General features: G+C 69.3%; 18 protein-coding genes. 12 read left to right on the forward strand and 6 right to left on the reverse strand.

From position 1 onward, the window contains the following. Positions 1–91 precede the first annotated feature (91 nt). The 3 genes from ACQCSX_RS12270 to ACQCSX_RS12280 all read left to right on the forward strand — a co-directional run bounded on the left by ACQCSX_RS12270 (position 92) and on the right by ACQCSX_RS12280 (position 3,364). Positions 92–997: a DUF4031 domain-containing protein gene (locus ACQCSX_RS12270; RefSeq protein WP_427015595.1), complete on the forward strand. Its 906-nt coding sequence runs from the start codon at positions 92–94 to the stop codon at positions 995–997. Further along, positions 978–1,637 (forward strand): pentapeptide repeat-containing protein, encoded by a 660-nt coding sequence (locus ACQCSX_RS12275; RefSeq protein ID WP_427015596.1) that lies wholly within the window; start codon positions 978–980, stop codon positions 1,635–1,637. The genes ACQCSX_RS12270 and ACQCSX_RS12275 overlap by 20 nt, the downstream gene beginning before the upstream one ends. Positions 1,638–1,741: 104 nt before the next feature. Beyond that, a complete protein-coding gene (locus ACQCSX_RS12280) occupies positions 1,742–3,364 on the forward strand; it encodes a sialidase family protein (protein WP_427015597.1) in 1,623 nt (540 codons plus the stop codon). A 179-nt stretch (positions 3,365–3,543) separates the two neighbouring features. Here ACQCSX_RS12280 and ACQCSX_RS12285 read toward each other — a convergent pair whose 3' ends face one another. Next, the gene (locus ACQCSX_RS12285; RefSeq protein WP_427015598.1) at positions 3,544–4,254 is read right to left on the reverse strand and encodes a PspA/IM30 family protein; all 711 of its coding nucleotides are present in this window, start codon (positions 4,252–4,254) and stop codon (positions 3,544–3,546) included. A 14-nt stretch (positions 4,255–4,268) separates the two neighbouring features. Beyond that, positions 4,269–4,844, reverse strand: a complete 576-nt coding sequence (locus ACQCSX_RS12290) for a hypothetical protein (RefSeq protein WP_427015599.1) — start codon at positions 4,842–4,844, stop codon at positions 4,269–4,271. 222 nt (positions 4,845–5,066) lie between these two features. On the opposite strand from ACQCSX_RS12290, the gene ACQCSX_RS12295 reads away from it, so the two are divergent. The 4 genes from ACQCSX_RS12295 to ACQCSX_RS12310 all read left to right on the forward strand — a co-directional run bounded on the left by ACQCSX_RS12295 (position 5,067) and on the right by ACQCSX_RS12310 (position 7,937). Beyond that, complete coding sequence (locus ACQCSX_RS12295; RefSeq protein WP_427015600.1) at positions 5,067–5,468, forward strand: YccF domain-containing protein; 402 nt, start codon at positions 5,067–5,069, stop codon at positions 5,466–5,468. Positions 5,469–5,577: 109 nt separating this feature from the next. Continuing rightward, entirely contained in the window at positions 5,578–7,041 is a 1,464-nt protein-coding gene (locus ACQCSX_RS12300; protein WP_427015601.1) for an amino acid permease, read from the forward strand. Positions 7,042–7,115: 74 nt separating this feature from the next. Beyond that, a complete protein-coding gene (locus ACQCSX_RS12305; RefSeq protein ID WP_427015602.1) occupies positions 7,116–7,346 on the forward strand; it encodes a hypothetical protein in 231 nt (76 codons plus the stop codon). Positions 7,347–7,349: 3 nt separating this feature from the next. Further along, entirely contained in the window at positions 7,350–7,937 is a 588-nt protein-coding gene (locus ACQCSX_RS12310) for a HutD/Ves family protein (protein WP_427015603.1), read from the forward strand. A 134-nt stretch (positions 7,938–8,071) separates the two neighbouring features. On the opposite strand, the gene ACQCSX_RS12315 is transcribed toward ACQCSX_RS12310, so the two are convergent. After that, positions 8,072–9,850, reverse strand: a complete 1,779-nt coding sequence (locus ACQCSX_RS12315) for a DEAD/DEAH box helicase (protein WP_427015604.1) — start codon at positions 9,848–9,850, stop codon at positions 8,072–8,074. Positions 9,851–10,116: 266 nt separating this feature from the next. Beyond that, the gene (locus ACQCSX_RS12320) at positions 10,117–11,175 is read right to left on the reverse strand and encodes an Lrp/AsnC family transcriptional regulator (protein WP_427015605.1); all 1,059 of its coding nucleotides are present in this window, start codon (positions 11,173–11,175) and stop codon (positions 10,117–10,119) included. Positions 11,176–11,290: 115 nt separating this feature from the next. Between ACQCSX_RS12320 and ACQCSX_RS12325 the strand changes: the two genes are divergently transcribed. Next, positions 11,291–12,532, forward strand: a complete 1,242-nt coding sequence (locus tag ACQCSX_RS12325; protein WP_427015606.1) for a M20 metallopeptidase family protein — start codon at positions 11,291–11,293, stop codon at positions 12,530–12,532. A 16-nt stretch (positions 12,533–12,548) separates the two neighbouring features. Then, positions 12,549–13,898, forward strand: a complete 1,350-nt coding sequence (locus tag ACQCSX_RS12330; RefSeq protein WP_427015607.1) for an MFS transporter — start codon at positions 12,549–12,551, stop codon at positions 13,896–13,898. 88 nt (positions 13,899–13,986) lie between these two features. On the opposite strand, the gene ACQCSX_RS12335 is transcribed toward ACQCSX_RS12330, so the two are convergent. Then, entirely contained in the window at positions 13,987–15,423 is a 1,437-nt protein-coding gene (locus ACQCSX_RS12335; RefSeq protein ID WP_427015608.1) for an IS4 family transposase, read from the reverse strand. A gap of 169 nt (positions 15,424–15,592) precedes the next feature. Between ACQCSX_RS12335 and trmB the strand changes: the two genes are divergently transcribed. Next, positions 15,593–16,507 carry a tRNA (guanosine(46)-N7)-methyltransferase TrmB gene (trmB, locus tag ACQCSX_RS12340; protein WP_427015609.1) on the forward strand — a complete coding sequence of 305 codons (915 nt, stop codon included), beginning with the start codon at positions 15,593–15,595 and terminating at the stop codon, positions 16,505–16,507. Positions 16,508–16,572: 65 nt separating this feature from the next. On the opposite strand, the gene ACQCSX_RS12345 is transcribed toward trmB, so the two are convergent. Further along, the gene (locus ACQCSX_RS12345; protein ID WP_427015610.1) at positions 16,573–18,066 is read right to left on the reverse strand and encodes a SulP family inorganic anion transporter; all 1,494 of its coding nucleotides are present in this window, start codon (positions 18,064–18,066) and stop codon (positions 16,573–16,575) included. Positions 18,067–18,231: 165 nt separating this feature from the next. Between ACQCSX_RS12345 and ACQCSX_RS12350 the strand changes: the two genes are divergently transcribed. Together ACQCSX_RS12350 and ACQCSX_RS12355 are read left to right on the forward strand one after the other, a co-directional pair. Next, positions 18,232–18,561 carry a UPF0758 domain-containing protein gene (locus ACQCSX_RS12350; protein WP_427015611.1) on the forward strand — a complete coding sequence of 110 codons (330 nt, stop codon included), beginning with the start codon at positions 18,232–18,234 and terminating at the stop codon, positions 18,559–18,561. 68 nt (positions 18,562–18,629) lie between these two features. Next, positions 18,630–22,025 carry an SNF2-related protein gene (locus tag ACQCSX_RS12355; RefSeq protein WP_427015612.1) on the forward strand — a complete coding sequence of 1,132 codons (3,396 nt, stop codon included), beginning with the start codon at positions 18,630–18,632 and terminating at the stop codon, positions 22,023–22,025. Positions 22,026–22,039: the final 14 nt, after the last annotated feature.

A 22,039-nucleotide genomic window follows, 5' to 3' on the forward strand; every position in this document is an offset into this window, starting at 1 on the left:
GACCGCACGTTCCCATCCCATTGTTTGCCGTGGGCGAAAGGCTGTCCACACACCACGCGGCCGGAACCCTTAGCGGGCCTACACTGGCGCCATGATCTTCATCGATCCGCCCTTCTGGCCCGCCCACGGCACGGTGTTCTCGCACCTGGTCTCGGACACCTCGCTGGCCGAGCTGCACGCCTTTGCCGCGGCCGCCGGCATTCCGGACCGGGCTTTCGACCGGGACCACTACGACGTCCCCGAGCGCCGGTACGGTCAGCTGGTGGCGGACGGCGCGGTGGAGGTGTCCGGCAAGGAGCTGGTGCGGATCCTGGTGGCGTCGGGCCTGCGTGTTCGCTCCCGGCACCGGAACACCAAGGTCCGCACGGCCCTGCAGTACCGCTGGGACACGCTGATGGAGTCCACCGGGAACCTGGCCGGCGCCGGGCTGCGCGAGGAGTTGCTGGCGCGCTGGTCGGAGCCGCACCGACACTACCACGGGGCCACCCACCTGCTGGCGGTGCTGGAAGCGCTGGATCTTTTGGCCGGGGATCCGCGCGGTGCGCCGCTGTCCGTGGTGCTCGCGGCCTGGTTCCATGACGCCGTGTACGACGGCGTGCCCGGCGTCGACGAGGAGGCCTCCGCCGCACTGGCCCAGACCGCCCTGGCGGGGTTCCTGCCGCCGGCCGAGGTGGCGGAGGTGGCCCGGCTGGTCCGGCTGACCGCCACCCACGAACCGGCCCCGGGCGACGGTGCCGGCGCACAGTTGTGCGATGCGGACCTCTCCGTGCTGGGCGGGGAGCCGGAGGCCTATGCCCGCTACGTTGCCGCGGTCCGGCTGGACTATGCGCACGTCCCGGACGCCGCGTTCGGCGCCGGGCGGGCCGCCGTCGTCGGCCGCCTGTTGGCCCTGGACCCGCTGTTCCGGACGGAGACCGGCAGGGAGCTCTGGGCCGCGGCCGCCCGGCGGAACCTGACGCGCGAACTAGACTCGTGGCATGCGCCCGGCCAAGATTGAAGCTCCCCGCCTGCCCGTCCTCAACCTCCCCGACCTGGTGGAGAACACCGACGAGGACTTCTATTCCGGGGACCACTTTGACGGCCAGCGGTTCACCGCCCCGGCCTTCGACGGGCTGGACCTGACCTCGGCCGACTTCGCCGAATGCGAGCTCACCAACCCCACCTTCCACGAGGCCATCCTGCGCGGCGTCCGGTTCCGGGACTCGGTGCTGGCCAACAGCTTTGCCCCGGTGTTCACGGCCCCGCGCAGCAGCTGGCGCGAGGTGGAGATCACCGCGCCGCGCTGGGGCTCGGCGGAGATCTACGACAGCAGCTGGGAATCGGTGCGCATCGACGGCGGCAAAATCGATTTCCTGAACCTTCGCGGGTCCAAGATCCTGGACCTGCAGATCAGCGATTGCATCATCGACGAACTCGACCTCGGCGGTGCCAAGGCCAGCCGCGTGGCGCTGGTGAACTGCCGCATCGGCACGCTGGACGTCCGCGCCGCGACGCTGAAGAACGTGGACCTGCGCAGCAGCGAATTCCGCACCATCACCGGCCTGGAAAATCTCGCCGGTGCCATCGTCGACGGCTACCAGCTGGGGCTACTGGCCCCGCTCATGGCCGCCCACCTGGGACTGACCGTCCAGGGCTGAGGGGCTTCACTCCCCTGCGCGAACCGTCATTTGTGGGCAGTGTCGGGGCTCCGGACTGCCCACAAGTGACGGTTCGCGGAGCGTGGCTGGCCTAGAGTTGGACCATGACTGAGGGCATTGTTGAGCAGGTATTGGCACGGCGCGGACTCGGAGGGTACCGGCAGTACCGGATCCCTGCCCTGGCCGTGAGCACCCACGGCACCATCCTGGCCGCCTACGATGGCCGGCCAAACCTGGACGATCTGCCCAACCCGATCGACCTGCTCCTGCGCCGCAGCACCGACGGCGGGCGCACCTGGGGTGCCCAGCAGGTGGTCCGCACCGGCACCGGGCTGGACGGCTACGGCGATCCCAGCCTGCTGGTGGACGCCCAGACGGGGCGCATCTTCCTCTTCCACGCCGCCGGCACCCAGGCCGGCTTCTTCGAGGCCGTCGAGGGCCTCTTCCCGGACGACGCCGTCCAGCACACCGATGTGAGCTTCTCCGACGACGACGGCCTCAGCTGGACACACCGGCGCCTCACCGCCGGCCTCAAGCGGGCGGGCATCACCGGCCTCTTTGCCGCCGCCGGGCAGGGCATCCAGATCCACACCGGGCCGTTCGCCGGACGGCTGGTGCAGCAGATGGTGGTCCTGTTCCACGGCGGCATCCACTCCGCCTCCGCCTACAGCGACGACCACGGCGAGACCTGGACACTGGGCGAACTGGTGCCCGGCGGCAACGAGAACAAGGTGGCCGCCCGCGACGACGGCACGCTGCTGCTGCACACCCGTGCCACCCCGTTCCGGATGGCGGCCGTTTCGTACGACGGCGGCCACGGCTATGGCGCGCTGGCGCCGGTGGCCGAGCTGCCGGACCCCGGCGACAACGGCTCGCTCTCGCGCTGGGACGGGCTGCCCACCGTGCACGGACTGGGCACCCAGGACACGGCCGGCTGGCTGCTGGCCTGCAACAACCAGGACCAGCAGCTGCGCCGGAACACGGTGCTGAGTCTCTCCACCGACAACGGTGCCAGCTGGGGGCGAAAACTGGTGCTCTGCGCGGGCAGCTCCGCATACTCCTCCGCCGCCAGGCTGCCCAACGGCCGCATCGGCGTGCTGTACGAGCGCCAGGGCTACCAGGAGATTGTCTTCGCCAGCGTGGACCCGGCGCTGCTGGCCGGCGCCCCGGACCTCTCTGCCTCCCCCGGCTTCCCCGGCGGCAAGGCCGGCGGTCCGGACGGTGCGCTGTCGCTGGATGTGGTGCTGCGCTCCATCACGCCGGGCCGGCCCGCCAGCTGGCAGACCGTCGGCGAGAGCGTCGCCCTGGCGCCGGCCGACGGCGAGTGGGATGCCGCCGTGTGGAAGGAGATGGGCCAGGCGTACTCCGCCGCCCAGCCGCAGATCCTTTCCAACCGCGAGTCCCAGGACCTGAACTACGGCCCCATCGTGCCCGGCTACAAGGCCGGCGACGTCCTGGCCTTCAGCGGCCGCGCAGCCAACCGGACCGCCGAACCCGCCGGCGCCGTCGTCGTGCTGGCAGCCGACTGCCCGCTGGCCGAACCGCTCGATCTTGCCCCGGACACCCACTGGCAGTTCACCTCGAACTACACGGTGACCGCCGACGACGCGGCCGCGGACCGCTTCGAGGTCCGGTTCACCCTCGCCGCCGAGCACGACGGTGCCCCCGCCGGGCGCACCCGCACCTTTACCTTCGACACCGCCACCGGCGACGTCACCGAAGGCTGACGGCCGAGCCCGCTAGTGCTTGCCGCGACCCCGCCCGCCGACCACGGCGGCTGGGGACACCATCGGCCCGCCAGGTTTCGGCTCCCGTTCGCCAGTTGCCCTAGCCTCGCTTCGCTCGGCCAGGGAACCCTGCTGTCTCTCTTGGCTCCGCTCAACCAGCGAAGCCCGCGCCATCCGGCTCAGCCTTCGGTGATCTGGCGTTCCTCCTTCAGGCGCGCCAGCTCCAGCTCCACCGCCTGGTCGGCCGCCAGCTGGTTCAGCTGGCGCTCGAGCGGATCCTGCATCGGCCGGGAGGGGTCGGCCAGCACTCCGCTGGCAAAGAGTTCCTCCAGCGCCGCGGACCGCGCCTGCATCCGGCCCGCATGGTCCTCCGCCCGGCGCATGGCATCCCCCACGGCCGCCATCTCGGAGCTGAGGCCACCCAGGGATTCGCCGATCCGACTCTGGGCCTCGGCCGCGGAGTAGCTGGCCTTGATGGTCTGCGCCTTGGCACGGAAGGCCTCGACGCGGGTCTGCAGCTGCCCCAGCCCCACCGTCAGCCGGGTCTCCTGGGCCAGCAGGGAATCGCGCTGGACGACAATGTCCGCCAGCTGGGATCCGATGTCCGCCCGCCGGGCCAGCGCCGCCCGGGCCAAATCCTCCCGGTTGAGCGAAAGCGCCTGCTGGGCCTGTCCGTGCAGCCGTGCCATGGCACCGTGGAGTTCATTGGCCTGGTGTTCGAGCCGGGCGCGGCTGGTGGCCACGTCCGCGATGCCCCGCCGCACCTCATGCAGGGCCTGCAGCTGCTTCTCGTAGGAGTAGTCCATGGCCAGGGCGGGGTCCTCGAACTTGTCCACCGCGGCGTTGGCCCTGGACCGGAAGATGGTGGTGATGCGCTTGGTGATCTTCATTCCGGCTCCCGGCCCTAGTCCTTGCCCAGCTGCGTGTACGTTGCCGACCAGTTGTCCAGCATCTTGGCCTCGATCTCCAGGCGCCGGGCCAACGCGCCAATGTCCGTGTCCGCCATGGGCTGCGCGGTGCGGGCCAGCGCGGTGCGCACGCCCGTGGCCGTGGCGGAAATCTGCTCCACCTGGACGCCCAGCGTCTGCGCATACACCTTCTGGATGGCCGGATCCGGGTCCTTCGCCGCGACGGCCAGCTGGCGTTCCACCACGGAACCGGCGTGCTGGAGTGTTTTGAGGATCTCCGGCAGGTTGCCGGTGTGCTGGCGCGAATCCATGGCCACGCCCAGGCTGCGTTCGGTGGCCTCCAGCGCCTCAAGCAGCCGCACCCGCAGCGAGGCGAGTTCCCGGCCCGGGCCCGCGCCGGTCTGGGCGCGCACCTTCAGGGCCTGCCGGCGGAGCTTGTCGACGCCGGGTTTGGAGGCACGCGCGACGGTGTGGATCCCGCGCGAGAGCAGGATGGCCAGCGTGATGAAGACGCCGCCGGCCATGGCCACGATCGCCAGCAGGACAACCAACAGCACTGTCCCCGGATCCATCCGGCCACCTCCCGCACACCGCGTCCGCCCGCCGCTGCACCGGCACGGTGCAACCCGCTCAGTGCAAGGCGCACCGCCGGCAGGGACGGTCTTGTACGACAGCGTAGCACCGGGCACCCCCGCCGTCTCGGGCTCCGGCGTCGTCGCCGGCCGGGCAGAATCAGGGGCGCCTCAGGGGGATCCCGGATGGCTCCACCGGCGCCGGCGGGGCAGGATGGAAGCATGAAGACAATCCTGAATGTCATCTGGCTGGTGTTCGGCGGCATCTGGCTGGCCCTGGGCTATCTGCTGGCCGGCCTCGTCTGCTGTCTCCTCATCGTCACCATCCCCTGGGGCATCGCCTCGTTCAGGATCGCCGGCTATGCCCTGTGGCCCTTTGGCCGGACGGTGGTGGAGAGGGCCGGCGGACCCACGCTGGGTGCCACGCTGGGCAATGTCATCTGGCTGCTGGTGGCCGGGATCTGGATTGCCATCGGACATGTGGCCACGGCGTTTGCCATGGCGATCACCATCATCGGCATCCCGCTGGCCATCGCCAACCTCAAGATGATCCCCATCTCCCTGATGCCGCTGGGCAAGGTCATTGTGCCCACCAATGCCCCCTACGCGGCCCAATACCGTTAGCCCGGCCACAACCGCCCGGCGATGGGGACGATCTTCCCCTGCCGCTGCACCATGGCTGCGGACTAAACTGGCGGGCAACAGAAGAAACACCCATGTTTCGGAGGTTGCCATGAGCCAGGTTCCACGATCGGCCAATCCCTATTCCGTGCTGAGGCGAAAGCCCCTCGACGGCGAGGATGAGGATGGCCCGAGCGGGCTCTTCAAAAGCCTGGGGCTGTGGCAGCTCACGGCCATCGGCGTCGGGGGCATCATCGGCGTCGGCATCTTCACGCTGGCCGGCGTGGTGGCCCACGGCGACAGCGCCAACCCTGCGGTGGGGCCCGCCGTCGTCATTTCCTTCCTGATCGCCGGCCTGGCCAGCGGCGCCGCCGCCCTGTCCTACGCGGAATTTGCCGGGATGATCCCCCGCGCCGGCTCGGCCTACACCTACGGCTACGTGGCCCTGGGCGAGCTGGTGGGCTGGTTCATCGGCTGGGACCTGCTGCTGGAGTACATCGCCATTGTGGCGGTGGTGGCCATTGGCATCTCGGGCTACTTCGGCGCGTTCATGTCGGGCGTTGGCGTCGCGGTGCCGGAGGCAGTGAACAGTTCCTGGACCCCCGACACCCCCAACGGCATCATCAACCTCCCGGCCATCGGCGTGTGCCTGCTGGTCACCTGGATCCTCAGCCGCGGGTCCAAGAGCTTTGGCCGCTTCGAGCTGGTGGCCGTGGGCCTGAAGGTCCTGCTGATCCTGGGCATCATCGGCATTGGCGTCTTCCACATCCATGGCAGCAACTTTGTGCCCTTCATGCCCAGCAGCTTTGGCCCGATCCTCACCGGTGCAGCCACCGTGTTCTTTGCGGTGTTTGGCTACGACGCCATGAGCACCGCGGCGGAGGAGGCCACGGACGGCAAGAAGCACATGCCCAAGGCCATCATCCTCTCCCTGGTGATCGCCATGGTCCTGTACGTCATGGCCACCCTGGTGCTGACCGGGATGCAGAACTACGCACAGATCAACCCCACCAGCGCATTCGCCTCGGCCTTTGATTCGGTGGGCCTGCCCACCATCGCCACCATCATTTCGGCCTTTGCGGTGATCTCCATCCTGACCGTGATGCTGACCTTCCTACTCGGCGTCACGCGCGTCTGGTTCTCCATGAGCCGCGACGGCCTGCTGCCCAAGTGGTTCGCCAAGACCGACGCCAAGCGCGGCGTGCCGCAGCGCGTGACCTGGATTGCCGGCCTGACCTCGGCCCTGCTGGCCGGGGTGCTGCCCATCCGGCTGGTGGCCGACCTGACCAACATCGGCATCCTCGCGGCCTTCGTGGTGGTGTGCGCCGCCGTCATCGTCCTGCGCCGCACCCGCCCCGAGGTGGACCGGACGTTCCGGCTGCCGTTCATGCCGGTGGTGCCCGCCTTCGGCGTGCTGGCCTCCTTCTTCCTGATGACCCAGCTGCACTGGGAGACGTGGCTGCGGTTCGGCGTGTGGCTGATCATCGGCCTGGTGATCTACTTCTCCTACGGGCGCAAGCACTCACTGATGAATCCGGACAGCCCCCGGCACGCCCTCGCCAAACAGGGGCCCTGAGGACCTGACCGGCGAGGGGATGTCCCCACGGATCGGGCGCGGGCCGCCGCTGTCCGCCCGGGTACGCTTGCAGCATGCGTAAAAAGACCGATTGGCTCGACATTGCCTTCCAGTTCCTCAGCTTCGCGCTGGTGTGTCTGGCGCTGTCCGTGGCCAAGTGGCCGTTCCTGGTGAACATCATCGTTGCCTTTGGCGTCTCGCTGGGCCTGTCCTGGGTGTACGGCAATGTCCGCCGCGCCGTGGCCGTGCGCCAGGCCGCGCCCAAGCGGCTCCGCGTGGTCAGCATCAAGAACGTGGAGGACTAGGCCATGGAGATCATCCGCTACGCCGCCCTCGCCCCCGCCCGCTGGGCCAACGGCGGCGGCGTGACGCGCCAGGTGGCCGCGGGCAAGGCCCCCGGGAACGAGGCCACCCCCGAGCCGTGGGACTGGCGCATCAGCATCGCCGAGGTGGCCTCGGCCGGGCCGTTCTCCCCCATGCCCGGCATCGAGCGGATCATCACCATCATCGAGGGCGAGCTCATTGCCCTCACCGTCGACGGCGTGGAGCATGCCCTCGAGAAGTACCGCCCGTACCGCTTTTCCGGCGACGCCGACACCAGCGCCACTCTGCCCACGGGCAATCTGATGGACCTGAACCTGATGGCCCGCCGCGGCGCGGTCAAGGGCTACATGGCCATCGTGGAGCTGTCCAAGAAGCGCCCGCACCCCGTCTTTGCCGGCCAGCATGCCGTGCTGCTGCAGGGCACCGCCAGCGTGGCCGGCTCCGACGGCTCCGCACCGGCCGAGCTTGGCCGCTACGACACCGTGGTGGGTGCGGAGGATGCCCCGGAGATTTCCGGCCGCGGCTTCCTGGCCGTGCTCAGCATCGACCCCGTGGAGCCCGACGCCGGTTGAGGCGTGAGTTGTTGCCCTTTAGGCCGCGTCTAAAGGGCAACAACTCACGCCTCAACAATGCTGCTCAAACGACGACGGCGCCCGTCCCCACCGAAAGTGGGGACGGGCGCCGTCGTGCTTAGCGCGAGGCGACCTTAGCGGCCGCGGCGCTGGTTGGAGGCCGGGGCCGACGCGCGGCGGGGTCCGCCCGAGCGGGCGCCGCCGGAGCGTGCACCGCCCGCGTTGCCCGAGCCGGAGCCGAAGCTGCCGCCGGAGGTGCCGCCGGTATTGGAGGACCACACGGCAGCGGAGCCGCCCTTGGAGGCCGGAGCAGCGCCTGCGCCGCCGCGGGCGCCGCCGCTGCGCGGAACGTCGTTGCGGTGCGAGGAACCCTCGGGGGCGCGCTTGGGGCCGCGTGCCACATCGCCACGGTTTTCGGAACGGCCCTCGCCGCGGTTGGCGCCACCGGCCTCGCCGCGGCCTTCACCGCGGGCCGGACGGCGGGTGTCCGCGCCGAAGCGCGCGGCCTGCGGCTGCTCCTTGCGGCGCTCGGTGCGGTTGGCGCCGACAGAGGCAACGATTTCCGAGGCCGGAGTGCCGGAGACGCGTCCACGTCCACCGCGGCCGCCACGGCCGCCTGCCACCGGTGCTGCACCGGTGCGGCGGGCGCGCTTGCGCTCGGCGTTGGCGCCGGTGGACTGGCCGCCACCTTGCTGCGGGGCCTTGGCGGCCTGCAGTGCGGCGCGGGTGCGCGGGTCGATCTTGTCGGCAACCTCGCCCACCAGCTTGCCCACCAGCGGGGAGTTGGCACTGACGCGCTCGAAGGAGACGTCGACGCCGGCGGCCTTCATCAGCTTCTTCACATCGGACTGCTGCTCGGGCAAGGTGATGGTGACTACCGTTCCATCGGAGCCGGCGCGGGCCGTCCGGCCGGAGCGGTGCAGGTAGGCCTTGTGCTCCGTGGGCGGGTCAACGTGGATGACCAGCTCGACGTCGTCCACGTGGACACCGCGGGCGGCGACGTCGGTGGCCACCAGGACGCGGACGTCACCGGAGGAGAACTCGGCCAGGTTGCGGTCGCGGGCATTCTGCGACAGGTTTCCGTGCAGGTCGACGGCGGGGATGCCGGCGTCGGAAAGCGTCTTGGCCAGCTTGCGGGCGTGGTGCTTGGTGCGCATGAAGAGCACGCGGCGGCCGGCGCCGGAGGCCAGCTCCACAATCAGCTGCTTCTTCACGGTCTGGTCGTTGACCACCAGCACGTGGTGCTCCATGGTGGTCACCGCGGCCTGCGGGTCATCCACCGCGTGGGTCAGCGGGTTGGAGAGGTAGCGCTGGACGATCTTGTCCACACCGTTGTCCAGCGTGGCCGAGAAGAGCAGACGCTGGCCCTGCGTGGGGGTGGTGTCCAGCAGTCGCTTCACGACGGGCAGGAAGCCGAGGTCGGCCATGTGGTCCGCCTCGTCCAGGACCGTGATCTCCACGGACTCCAGCGAGATGACCTTCTGCTTCATCAGGTCTTCCAGGCGGCCCGGGCAGGCGATGACGATGTCGACGCCGGCGCGCAGCGCCTTCTCCTGGCGGGCCTGGGGCACGCCACCGTAGATGACAGTGGTGTTCAGGCCCATTTCCTTGGCCAGCGGCTCCACCGTGTTGTTGATCTGGGTGGCCAGCTCGCGGGTGGGGGCCAGGATCAGGCCCAGCGGGCGGCCCGGCTTGCGGAAGTAGGCTGCCTCGCGCTCGGCCAGACGGGCCACCAGGGGCAGCGCGAAGGCGATGGTCTTGCCGGAGCCGGTGCGGCCGCGGCCCAGGACGTCGCGTCCCGCCAGCGTGTCGGGCAGGGTCTTGACCTGGATGGGGAAGGCCTCTTCGATGCCGTTGGCGGCGAGGGAATCGGCAAGTGCCTTGGGCACACCAAGGGAGGAAAACGTAGTCATGTAGAGAGACTTTCTTACGGCGTATGGCTCGTCCCGCCACCAGTTTTGGCCACGGGTTCGCCGATTCAATGCCAGACATTGTCAACCGCTGATGCGCCTGACCGGCTTACCGGGCTGCCCTGGGCGGGCGTGGCTGCATCCCAAAATTGCGGGACAGATTGAATGCGTTCATCGACGCAGGATGCGCATCAATGCACATCAAGTGTCTTCATTCTATCAGGAGCGCGCTGCGGGCGTACAAAACGCTGGCGGGAGGGTAGCCCAGGTCACCTTCCGCCGCCGCCACCTTGGACCTCAAGCGCCGCCATGGGGATGGCCCCGGGAACCATGTTCACAGCGGTGCTGTCCGGGTTGAGCATCCAGCCCACGCGCTTGGCCGTGGCGAGGATGACGGCACTCTCCACCAGCTCGATGCCGGGAATGCTCTGCTGCAGGACCAGTTCCATGTCCATCACCTCGGCCACGCTGCGCAGCCACATGAAGACCAGAAAGTTGGTCCGGCCCGTGGTGGAGGCGCAGAGGCGGACGTTGGGCACCCTGGCCAGCGCCGCCGCGGCGCTTTGGTGCGAGCCGGCCGGGATCCGGGCAAACCACTGGCAGGACACCGGGAACCCGGAGTGCCGCTGTGCCATTTCACAGCGGAAGGACAGCACCCCCGAGCCCAGGACGCGGTTGAGCTGGCGCTGCACGGTGGCCGGGGTCCGGCCAAGCACCCTGGCCATCTGGGCCGCCGTCGCCCGGCCGTTGGCCGCCAGCAGCGGCAGCAGCGCCTTGTGGCTGGCCGGCAGCGGGCCCGGCGCCGGGTGGTTGTGGTTCAGCGCCGCCAGTTGCTGCTGCTGCGGCCGGTCCAGCACATTGAGCCGCCAGGCATAGCCGCCGCTGTGCAGCCGGGTGCACAGGGACGTCTGGCTCTTCGTCACACCGTCGATCGCGGCGATCGCCGGGATCACCTCGCCGCTGAGGTTCTGCAGGGATTCGGTGATCACGGTCAACACCAAATCCCGGTTGCTGGCCGCCTCCTCCACCGTGACGATCTCCGGCACGGCGGCGAGCGCGGCCACCACCTGCGCCCGGCGCTCCATCTTGCAGTCCACCTCGATGAACGCCAGTGACATCTGCTTCGGATCCCCGACCAGGTGCCCGGTGACCCAGGCCGCACCCCGCCCGTTCAGCCGTTCCCAGCGGGCCGCCAGGGAGGTGGGGTGCACGCCCAGCACCTCTGCGGCGTCGGTCCAGCTCACCCGGGGCGCGATCTGCAGGGCGTGGATCAGCGCCAGGTCCTCTTCACTCAGTTCCACCGCGGAGCTCCATTCCATCGAATGCATGATTCCATCTGAATCAAACCATGATGTGCACGTTTTCAGGGATTTGAAAGAGCAATCGCCGCGCGGGCCGACAATGGTACAAAGCCCGATGTGAGCCAGACCACAAGGAGAATGAATGTCGATCGACGCCGCCGGCCTCAGCGCAGACTTGATCCGCTTCCGGCACGAAATGCACCAGGATCCGGAAATCGGCCTGCACCTGCCGCGGACCCAGGAGAAGGTCCTCAAGGCCCTCGACGGCCTGCCCTACGAGATCACCCTGGGCAAGGACACCAGCTCCGTCACGGCCGTGCTGCGCGGCGGATCCACCCCCGCCAACGGTGCGCCGAAGCCGGCCGTGCTGTTGCGCGCCGACATGGACGCCCTCCCCGTCCAGGAGCGCAGCGGCGTCGACTACGCCTCCCGCGTGGACGGGGCCATGCACGCCTGCGGCCACGATCTGCACACCGCCATGCTGACCGGTGCCGCGACGCTCCTGGCCGAGCAGGCCCCCTCGCTGGCCGGCGACGTCGTGCTCATGTTCCAGCCCGGCGAGGAGGGCTACGACGGCGCCTCGGTGATGATCCGCGAGGGTGTCCTGGACGCCGCCGGCCGCCGCGTGGATGCAGCGTTTGGCATGCACGTCTTTGCCGGACTGGCCCCGTACGGCCAGTTCTGCACCAAGCCCGGCGTCATCATGAGCGCCTCCGACGGCCTCGTGGTCACCATCCTGGGGGCGGGCGGCCACGGCTCGGCCCCGCATGCCGCCAAGGACCCTGTCACCGCCGCGGCGGAGATGGTCACCGCCATGCAAGTCATGATCACCCGCCAGTTCAACATGTTCGATCCGGTGGTGCTGACCGTGGGCCTGCTGGCGGCCGGCACCAAGCGCAACGTCATCCCCGAGACAGCCCACTTCGAGGCCACCATCCGCACCTTCTCGGACGAATCCCGGACGAAGATGCAGGCCTCGGTGCCGCGGCTGCTGAAAAACATCGCCGCCGCCCACGGCCTGGAGGTCGACGTCGATTACCAGACCGAGTACCCCGTCAGCATCACCGACGTCGGCGAAACCGAACGGGCCGAGGGCGTCATCACCGAGATGTTTGGCTCCGGACGCCTCACCCGCTTCGCCAACCCGATCAGCGGCTCGGAGGACTTCTCCCACCTCATGGCCGCCGTGCCCAGCACCTTCATTGGCCTCAGCGCCGTGGCACCGGGAGCGGATTTCAACACCGCGGCGTTCAACCACTCGCCGTACGCAACCTTCGACGACGGCGTCCTCACCGACGGTGCCGCCCTCTACGCCCAGCTGGCCGCCAGCCGGCTGGCCTCCCTGGCCGCAGGGCCGGCATCCTCCACCCCCTCCGCCAACTAGCCACCCGGAGCCCTCCATGAGCACCACAGCATCAACACCTGCGGGGATCCCCTCCGCCACGGGCCGCAAGGCCCCCTCCAGCCACGAGCCCGCCACCGGAAAGGGCGCACTCTGGCGCACCCTGCTCGGCACCGGCATCGGCAACGCCGTCGAGTGGTACGACTGGGCCGTGTATGCCACGTTCACGCCCTTCCTGGCCGGGGCGCTCTTCAACCCCCAGGATCCGACGTCGGCCGTGCTCTCCATCCTGGCGATCTTCGCCGTCGGCTTCGTGGCCCGCCCGTTCGGCGGCTTCCTGTTCGGCTGGATCGGCGACCGCATCGGCCGCAAGACCTCGATGACGCTGGCCGTCGGCCTGGCCTCGCTGGGCAGCCTGGTCATCGCCGTCGCCCCCACCTACGGGCTGGCCGGGGCCTGGGCCTCGCTGACACTGCTGGTGGCCCGGCTGCTCCAGGGCCTGGCCCACGGCGGCGAGCTGCCGTCGTCGCAGACCTACCTCTCGGAGATGGCGCCCAAGGAAAAGCGCGGCTTCTGGGCCACGCTGATCTACACCTCTGGCACGGCCGGCATCCTGTTCGGCACCCTGCTCGGGGCCATCATGACCACTGCACTGCCCAAGGCAGAGATGCAGGCCTGGGGCTGGCGCGTACCGTTCGCCATCGGCGCCGTCCTGGGCCTGTACGCCCTGTTCATGCGGGCCCGGCTGCACGAGACGGAGATCTTCGCCGAGGAGGACAGCGCCACCAAGCGTGCCCCGATCTGGCCGCAGATTGTGCGCTACCGCAAGCAGGCCCTGCAGGTCATCGGCCTGACCGTGGGCCTGACAGTCATCTACTACATCTGGGGCGTGGTGGCACCGAGCTACGCGGCCACCTCGCTGCACATGGACCGCGGCGCGGCACTGTGGGCCGGCGTCGTCGGCAACATCGTCTTCATCGCCGCGCTGCCGTTCTGGGGCAAGCTCTCGGACAAGATCGGCCGCAAGAAGGTGCTGCTCTCCGGCGCCATCGGCACCGCCGTCCTGCACTTCCCGATGACCTGGCTGCTGAAGGACTCCCCCTGGCAGCTGGCCGTGAGCATGTCCGTGATGCTGATCTTCATCGCCGCCAGCGCCGCCATCGTGCCGGCCGTCTACGCCGAACTCTTCCCCACCAGCATCCGCACCGTGGGCGTGGGCGTGCCGTACTCCATCTGCGTCGCCGTCTTTGGCGGCACCGCGCCCTACCTGCAGACGTGGCTGGCCTCGATCAACGTCGGCGTCCTGTTCAACGTGTACGCCGTGGTGCTGCTGCTGGTCAGCGCGCTGTTTGTCCTCACCATCCCGGAGACCAAGGGCAAGGACCTCAACGAGGTCCCCGCCGCCTAGGTTCCACTTCCTCCACCGGGACTGTGGCGGGACTGTGGCGGGCGCCCCCGGGCACCCGCCACAGCGCTTTAACCGCAATGCCGGGGAGTTAAGGTTCGGGGTCGTGGGTCAAGGACCGGCTGCGGCGTGTCGTTCCCTCGTCCAGGGGGTCGTGCCCGCTGGCGGTGATGGTGAGCCGGGTGATCCGCAAGTTGGTGCGGGGTTTGCCCGGTGGCTGCTTGTTCCAGCGTGATAGCGGGGATTTCACGCGCCGGGCGCAGACGCGCGGCCGTCGGGGCGGGTTCAGGTTGGCCAGGACTGCGCGGCCGATGTCGCCGGCCAAGTCCTCGTTGCCGGCGGTGACGTTCTCGGCGCCGATGACCAGGTTCTGGGCGGTTGTCACCGCGAGCTGGTAGCTGGCCCGGTCCGGATCGGTGCCTGGCACCGTGGTGATGGCGTCGGTGATCGCGATGCGCAATGTCTGGTAAACGGCGAGCAGTGCCCACATTTCCTGTTCCAGGCCGGTCGGGTCGCCGGAGCGCAGCACCTGGCCCTGGAGCAGGGTGTGCCGCAGGGCGAGGTAGGCGATTTCGTGTTCCCACCGCTCGTGGTAGAGCCCGATGAGCGCCCCGGCCGGGTACTCCCGGCAGTCGGTCAGCGTGGTGGCCAGCCGGTAGTCCTCGCCGTACGTGGTGCCGTCGTGGCAGGTGACGCCCACGTGTGCGGTAATGATCCGTACCTTCAGGCCGCCGAGGCACGAGAGCACCGAGCCGTCGGGCAGCCGCCCGGTCACGGGCAGCCGGCGGCCGGCTTTGATCCGGACCAGGAACCGGGCGCCGGTACCGGCGACGTCGGCCAGGAACGCGGCGGCGTCGAAGCCGCGGTCGGCCAGGACGAGCATGCTCCCGTCCAGGTGGTGCAACAGCCGCCGGGCCCAGGTGATTTCGCCATCGGCGGGCGTGCCGAACACGGCACCGATCAGTGCGCGGGTGCCGGTTTCGACCAGTGTCATCAGCTGGATGGCCGGGTAGCCGGTTTGGCCCTGCGCGGCGTTGAGCCTGCCCAGCCAGCCGCGGTTGCGTTCGGTGTCGGGGACCTTGATCGACCGGCAGCCATCGAACGTGACGGTGCGGTACCGGCCAAAGCGCACCCCGGGCGTGGACGGCTGTCCGAGCGGGCCGGCCAGGATGTCGAAGAGCGCCCGCAGCGGGGCCGGACCCAGGCGGCGGCGCACGTCCCGCAGTGCTTTGCCCGACGGGCGGGGCGCCTGTCCCCGCAGCGCCGCGGTCAGGTTCGCCCACACGCCCTGGTAGCCGCAGCGGGGGAACAGGCCCAGAGCGAGCACGAAATAGATCCCGACCCTTGAGGGCAGCGTCCGCAGCCGCCGTTCCCGGGTGCGGGTCCGGGCCAGCACCGCATCGGCCAGCTCGAACGGCACGATGCGGGTCAGCTCGCCCAGGTGTCCGGGGGCGAACACCCCCGCCGCGACCGTGATCGTGCGGGTAATGGTCGTAACAGCGGAACGGATGGCAGAATGGGAGCGCAACGGAGGTCCTTACAGACGGCTTTCTTGGTCGATTTCCGTCTTACCGGACCTCCGTTCGCCTGCCGGTCAACAACACGCCGACGCAGAAGATTGACCCACGACCCCGAACCTTAACTCCCCGGCATTGGCTTTAACCGGCGCTTTGGGCGGGGCCGGTATTCTGGAAGGGATGAGTGAATCCCCAGAATCCGGCCTTTCCGCGTCCCCCGCCGAGGCATCCGCCCACCAGGCGGCACCGCGCACGAGCGAGAACTCCGCACGCCCCGTCACCCCCGGCAGCCAGGCCGCAGAAGGCACCTACCGCTTCCAGCCGGTGTCGTTTGTGCGCCGCGGGACCCGGCTGCAGGGCCGCCGGCAGAAGGCCTGGGACGACCATTCGGACACCCTTGCCGTCGATGTTCCCCGGCACATCGCCGACACGTCCGTCCACCCCGAGTACACCTTCGACGCCGCCGCCGAATTTGGCCGGACGGCGCCCCTGGTGGTGGAGATCGGTTCCGGCCTGGGCGAGGCCGTGGTCCACGCGGCCAAGGCGAACCCGGACAAGGACTTCCTGGCCGTGGAGGTCTACACGCCCGGCCTGGCGCAGACCATCCAAAAGATTGTCGCCAACTCCCTCACCAACGTCCGCGTGGTCCAGGCCAATGCTCCCGAGGTGCTGGGCACCATGCTGCCGGCCGGCTCGGTGAGCGAAGTCTGGGTGTTCTTCCCGGACCCGTGGCACAAGACCAAGCACAACAAGCGCCGGATGGTGAAGGACACCTTCGCCCCGCTGGTGGCCCGTGTCCTGGCCCCGGGCGGGCTGTGGCGCCTGGCCACGGACTGGTCCACCTACGCCGAGCAGATGCACGCCGTCGGCACCGCCTCGGACCTGTTCGCCAATGTGCACGGCGGCGAGCGCACCGGCGCGCAGAGCCCGCTCACCGAGGCGCGGACCTCCGGCGCCGACTGTGACGTTTCCGAGGAGCCCGACGCCGTGGGCGGCTGGGCGCCGCGTTTCGAGGGCCGCATCCTGACCAGTTTCGAAAACAAGGCCCACAAGGCCGGCCGCACCATCTTCGACCTCACCTTCCGGCGGCTGTAGGGTCCCGCACGGATGCACCGCCGGCGGGCCCGAGCGGCGGGCCGTCGGCAGGCCCGGCCGGCCGCTCAGGCTCCGAAGCCGCCGGCCAACCGGGCGCGCATCTTTTCGGAGGCCTCGTTGAGTCCGGTGACCTCCACCGTCTTGCCAGCCCGGGCGTACTTGTCCGTGATGGCATCCAGGGTGGCGATGGTGGAGGCGTCCCAGAGGTGCGATTTGCCCATGTCGATCACCACCTTTTCCGGATCCGCCGCGTACTGGAACTGGGTGTAGAGATCATTGGAGGAGGCGAAGAACAGCTCGCCGTCCACCACATAGGTGGCGGTGCCGCCGTCGTCGTCCACGCTCCTGGCCACCGTCACAAAGTGGGCCACCCGGCGCGCGAACAGCACCATGGCCACCAGCACCCCCGCCCCGACGCCGATGGCCAGGTTGGAGGTGGCAACCACCAGGGCCACGGTGGAGACCATGACCGCCGTCTCGCTCTTGGGCATCCGGCGCAGCGTGGCGGGGCGGATGCTGTGCCAGTCGAAGGTGGCGGCACAGACAAAGACCATCACTGCCACCAGCGCGGCCATCGGGATCATCGCCACGAGATCGCCCGCCGCCAGCACCAGAATGAGCAGGAACGCCCCGGCCAGGAAGGTGGAAATGCGGGTGCGGGCGCCGGCCACCTTGACGTTCATCATGGTCTGGCCAATCATGGCGCAGCCGCCCATGCCGCCAAAGAAGCCGGTGATGATGTTCGCCCCGCCCTGTCCGATGGCCTCGCGCGTCTTGGAGGAGCGGGTGTCCGTGACGTCGTCCACCAGCTTGGCCGTCATCAGCGACTCCAGCAGGCCAACGCACGCCATGGCCAGGGCGAATGGGGCGATGAGCGCCAACGTGTCCCAGGTCCACGGCACGTCCGGCAGCGACAACCCCGGCAGGGAATCGGGCAGGGCCCCCTTGTCGCCCACCGTGGGCACGCGGATCGCCGCGGAGGCCGTGATGGCCGTCAGCACCACAATGGCCACCAGCGGCGCCGGAATGGCGCTGGTCAGCCTGGGCAGGCCAAAGACGATCAGCAGGGCCAGCGCCAGGAGCGGATAGACCAGCCATGGCACGTTGGCCAGTTCGGGAAGCTGGGCCAAGAACACCAGGATCGAGAGCCCGTTGACGAAGCCCACCATGACCGAGCGCGGGATGAACCGCAGCAATTTGGCCACCCCCAGCACGCCGAAGAGGATCTGGATGATGCCCGCCAAGATCACTGCCGCGACAAAGTAGGAGCCGCCGTGCTCCTTGACCAGCGGGGCGATCACCAGCGCCACGGCACCCGTGGCGGCGGAGACCATCGCTGGGCGGCCGCCCAGGAAGGCGATGGAAACAGCCATGGTGAACGCGCTGAACAGCCCCACGCGGGGGTCGACGCCGGCAATCACGGAGAAGGCGAGGGCCTCCGGGATGAGGGCCAGCGCCACCACCAGGCCGCCGAGCACCTCGGTCTTGAGCCTGCGGGGCGAGGCGAGCGTGCCCAGCACGGTGGGGGCCTGCGGGAAGTCCGTGGCGGGGGTGTTCATGTACATCCAATTCATGGGCGGCGGGTGTGCGTGGCGGCTCCACGGGCGGGCCCGGGGCAGTCTCAGGATAGTCCAGGCCCTGCACAGGGCGGCCTGTTGGTGGGGCATTCCACATCCGCTGCCGCCGCCCGCCCGATGGTGCGGCACCTGCCCTAGCGTGGGGGCATGGATGAACACACGTCGATTGCAGACATGGACATTGCCGACCGGCCGCGCGAACGGCTCCTCGCCCTGGGTGCGGACCGGATGCGCGACGCCGAGCTCCTGGCCGTGGTCATCGGCTCCGGCACGGCCGCCCAGAGCAGCCTGGAGCTGGCCCGGGCCATGCTGAAAAAGGCCGGCGGCCCGGCCCGGCTGGCCCGCTGCACGCCGGCCGAACTCATGGATACGCACGGCGTCGGCCCGGCCGTCGCACTGCGGATTGTGGCCGGTCTTCAGCTGGGCCGGCGGGCCGCGGCACGGAGTGCGGATCTGCCGGGCGCGACTGGCGGCTGAGCGCCGCCTAAGATTGATCAGATGGGTACCAGCCGAGGTGCCCACCCCAGACGTGCAGGAAGTACACAGTGACTCAGCCCCCGACCAGTTCGTCCGGCCTGGACATCCGCATTGCCGGGTTCACGGACAACGCGGTGGCGGCCGGACGCGCCTATGCCAGCCAGGGGCGCGTGTCCGCCATGACCTTCGAGCCCGGCACCGGGCTGCTGACCGGCAAGGTCACCGGCACGGCCACATACGGCGCCACCGCCAAGCTGATCCGCGAGCATGACGACGTCTGGGCCTGCCGGGTGGGCGTGTGCAGCTGCCCGGTGCGGCAAAACTGCAAACACGTCATCGCGCTGCTGTTCGCGGCGCAGGAGGATCCCGAGGTGGGCCCGGCCCTGGTGACACGGCCCCCGACAGTGCTGGAGACGATGCTGGCCAAGGCCGCCGGGGCCAAATCCGCCCGTGCCGCCAGCGATTGGGAGTCCGAGCTGGCGGATCTGCTGCCGACCGCCCCCGGCGCCGTGTCCTCCGATGCCCCGCCGCTGGGACTGCAGTTTGAGATCGAGATGCCGGTGCAGCGCTTCAGCTACAGCGGCCGCAAGTCCCCCGCCCCCTCGACCCCCATCCTGAATGTGCGTCCGGTCCTGATGGGCGCCAAGGGCAAGTGGGTGCGCACCGGAATTGCCTGGAACACCCTGAACTATCTGAACTTTGGCCGGAAATACAACGAACAGCACCTGGACTGGCTGATCGAGTTCCTGGGCTCGCATTCCACCTCCAGCTACCGGGCCCAGGCCGCCTCGCCGTGGCTCGCGATGAATGATTTCGCCGGCCGCAACCTCTGGCTGCTGCTCGAGGAGGCGCCCAAGATCGGCCTGGCCCTGCTGCACAGCGGCACGTCGGATCCCATCCGGCTCCTGCACACCCCGGCGGACGTCCAGCTGAACGTGGTCCGCGCCGAAGCCGGCGGGTTGGACGTCGATGCCCGGGTCGACATCGGCGGGTCCCCCCTCGAGGCCAAGGTCATGGCCGCCATCGGCCAGCCGGCGCACGGCCTCTTCTACGCGGAGCCCACACCGGGCCACGGCCAGGCCGTGCTGCCCAGCATGGCCCCCGCCGCCGAGCCCGGAACCATCACGCTGGTGCCGCTGGAGCCCAGCACCTCACCCCAGCTGGTGGGCTTTGCGGTGACGCGCCACACCGTCCACGTGCCGGCGTCGGGCGAGGACAAGTTCCTGACGCAGTTCTACCCGCGGCTCAAGCGCGCCGCCCCGGTGGTCTCTGCCGACGACTCGGTGGAGCTGCCCAGCTATGCCGCGCCCACCTTGTCGCTGCTGGCCAGCTACGGGGCCGACCACGTGGTCCGGCTGCATTGGGAGTGGCACTACGCGGCGGGTGAAAAGACCAGTGCGCAGCCGCTGTGGCCGCTGCCGGGCGAGAGCGCCATGCGCGACAACGCCGCCGAGGCCGCCATTCTGCGCTTGCTCGGACAGCCGTGGAAGGTGGTTGGAGCACTCGGCGAATCCCCCACCGAGGCCTGGGGCGAGCCCCGGCTGGCCGCCGCCGCCACGCTCTCCGGCCTGGACACGATGGCCTTCACCGAGGATGTCCTGCCGGCCCTGCGCGCCCTGGACAGCGTTGACGTCGAAACGGTGGGCGACATCGCCAGCTACCGCGAGGCCAGCGAGGCGCCGGTGGTCACCATCTCCACCGAGTCCACCGGGGACCGGGACTGGTTCGACCTGGGCATCATCATCACGCTGGAGGGGGAACACGTCTCCTTCGCCGCCGTCTTCTCGGCGCTGGCCGCCGGGCACTCGCGCATGCTGCTGCCCTCCGGTGCGCACTTCTCGCTGGACATCCCCGAGCTCCACCAGCTCCGTGCTCTGATCGACGAGGCCCGCGAGCTGCAGGACAACAAGGACGGCGCGCTGCGGATCAGCCGTTTCCAGGCCGGGCTGTGGGATGAGCTCTCCCAGCTGGGCATTGTGGACCAGCAGGCCGCCGAGTGGCGCCGCTCCATCTCCGGACTGTTGGGCGCGGCCGATGAGAAGCCGCTGCCCACCCCGGAGGACCTGGACGCCACGCTGCGCCCGTACCAGCTGCAGGGCTTCAACTGGCTGAATTTCCTCTTCACCCACCAGATGGGCGGCGTGTTGGCCGACGACATGGGCCTGGGCAAGACCGTCCAGACGCTGGCGCTGATGTGCCAGGCCCGGCGGGTCGACCCGGCGGGCGCACCCTTCCTGGTGGTGGCCCCCACCTCGGTGGTGGCCAACTGGGGCTCGGAAACCGCCCGCTTCGCCCCCGGCCTGCGGGTGGCCACGGTGGGTGAGACGTTTGCCAAGAGCGGGCTGGTGGCGGAGGACGTCTTTGCCGGTGCCGATGTGGTCATCACGTCCTACGCGCTGTTCCGGATCGATTTTGAGGAATATTCCCGGCAGCACTGGTCCGGGCTGATCCTGGACGAGGCGCAGTTCGTGAAGAACCACCAGTCCAAGGCGTACCAGTGCGCCCGGAAGCTGGACACGTCCTTCAAGCTGGCCATCACCGGCACGCCGCTGGAGAACAACCTGCTGGAGCTGTGGACGCTGACCTCCATCGTGGCGCCGGGCCTGTTCCCGAGCCCCAAGCGCTTTGCCGAGTTCTACCAGAAGCCGATCGAAAAGAACGGCGATTCCAAGCTGCTGGCCAAGCTCCGCCGCCGGGTGAAGCCCTTGATGCTGCGCCGCACCAAGGAGCAGGTCATCAAGGACCTGCCGCCCAAGCAGGAGCAGGTGCTCGAAGTGGTGCTGAACCCGCGCCACCAGAAGGTCTACCAGACGCACCTGCAGCGCGAGCGGCAGAAGATCCTGGGCCTGCTGGCGGACGTGAACAAGAACCGCTTCACCATCTTCCAGTCGCTGACCCTGCTGCGCCAGCTCAGCCTGGACGCCTCGCTGGTGGACGAGAAGCTGCACGCCATCCGCTCCTCCAAGCTGGACGTGCTCTTCGAACAGCTGGACGACGTCATCGAGGAGGGCCACCGCGCCCTGATCTTCAGCCAGTTCACCGGCTTCCTGGGCAAGGTCCGCGGCCGGCTGGACGAGGCCGGGATCGAGTACTGCTACCTTGACGGCACCACGCGCAACCGCGGCGCCGTCGTCGATGAGTTCAAGCAGGGCAAGGCCCCGGTGTTCCTGATCAGCCTCAAGGCCGGTGGCTTCGGCCTGAACCTGACCGAGGCGGACTACGTCTTCATCCTGGACCCGTGGTGGAACCCCGCCTCCGAGGCCCAGGCCGTGGACCGCACGCACCGCATCGGCCAGAAGAAGAACGTGATGGTCTACCGGCTGGTGGCCAAGGACACCATCGAGGAAAAGGTCATGGCGCTCAAGGCCAAGAAGTCCGCCCTGTTCTCCGATGTCATGGGCGGCGACGCCCTCTCCTCCGGCGCCCTGACCGCCACGGACCTGGCCGGGCTCTTCACCGACTGACAACTGTGTGACAG

Origin of the sequence: Pseudarthrobacter sp. P1, from assembly GCF_050156935.1 — a bacterium.
Classification (GTDB): domain Bacteria; phylum Actinomycetota; class Actinomycetes; order Actinomycetales; family Micrococcaceae; genus Specibacter.

Coding starts and splice junctions, on each gene's coding strand:
- ACQCSX_RS12345 (WP_427015610.1), bottom strand. CDS start 18,066: ATGAACACCCCCGCCACGGACTTCCCGCAGGCCCCCACCGTGCTGGGC.
- trmB (WP_427015609.1), top strand. CDS start 15,593: ATGAGTGAATCCCCAGAATCCGGCCTTTCCGCGTCCCCCGCCGAGGCA.
- ACQCSX_RS12295 (WP_427015600.1), top strand. CDS start 5,067: ATGAAGACAATCCTGAATGTCATCTGGCTGGTGTTCGGCGGCATCTGG.
- ACQCSX_RS12285 (WP_427015598.1), bottom strand. CDS start 4,254: ATGAAGATCACCAAGCGCATCACCACCATCTTCCGGTCCAGGGCCAAC.
- ACQCSX_RS12290 (WP_427015599.1), bottom strand. CDS start 4,844: ATGGATCCGGGGACAGTGCTGTTGGTTGTCCTGCTGGCGATCGTGGCC.
- ACQCSX_RS12350 (WP_427015611.1), top strand. CDS start 18,232: ATGGATGAACACACGTCGATTGCAGACATGGACATTGCCGACCGGCCG.
- ACQCSX_RS12280 (WP_427015597.1), top strand. CDS start 1,742: ATGACTGAGGGCATTGTTGAGCAGGTATTGGCACGGCGCGGACTCGGA.
- ACQCSX_RS12330 (WP_427015607.1), top strand. CDS start 12,549: ATGAGCACCACAGCATCAACACCTGCGGGGATCCCCTCCGCCACGGGC.
- ACQCSX_RS12320 (WP_427015605.1), bottom strand. CDS start 11,175: ATGCATTCGATGGAATGGAGCTCCGCGGTGGAACTGAGTGAAGAGGAC.
- ACQCSX_RS12325 (WP_427015606.1), top strand. CDS start 11,291: ATGTCGATCGACGCCGCCGGCCTCAGCGCAGACTTGATCCGCTTCCGG.
- ACQCSX_RS12310 (WP_427015603.1), top strand. CDS start 7,350: ATGGAGATCATCCGCTACGCCGCCCTCGCCCCCGCCCGCTGGGCCAAC.
- ACQCSX_RS12275 (WP_427015596.1), top strand. CDS start 978: ATGCGCCCGGCCAAGATTGAAGCTCCCCGCCTGCCCGTCCTCAACCTC.
- ACQCSX_RS12315 (WP_427015604.1), bottom strand. CDS start 9,850: ATGACTACGTTTTCCTCCCTTGGTGTGCCCAAGGCACTTGCCGATTCC.
- ACQCSX_RS12300 (WP_427015601.1), top strand. CDS start 5,578: ATGAGCCAGGTTCCACGATCGGCCAATCCCTATTCCGTGCTGAGGCGA.
- ACQCSX_RS12305 (WP_427015602.1), top strand. CDS start 7,116: ATGCGTAAAAAGACCGATTGGCTCGACATTGCCTTCCAGTTCCTCAGC.
- ACQCSX_RS12270 (WP_427015595.1), top strand. CDS start 92: ATGATCTTCATCGATCCGCCCTTCTGGCCCGCCCACGGCACGGTGTTC.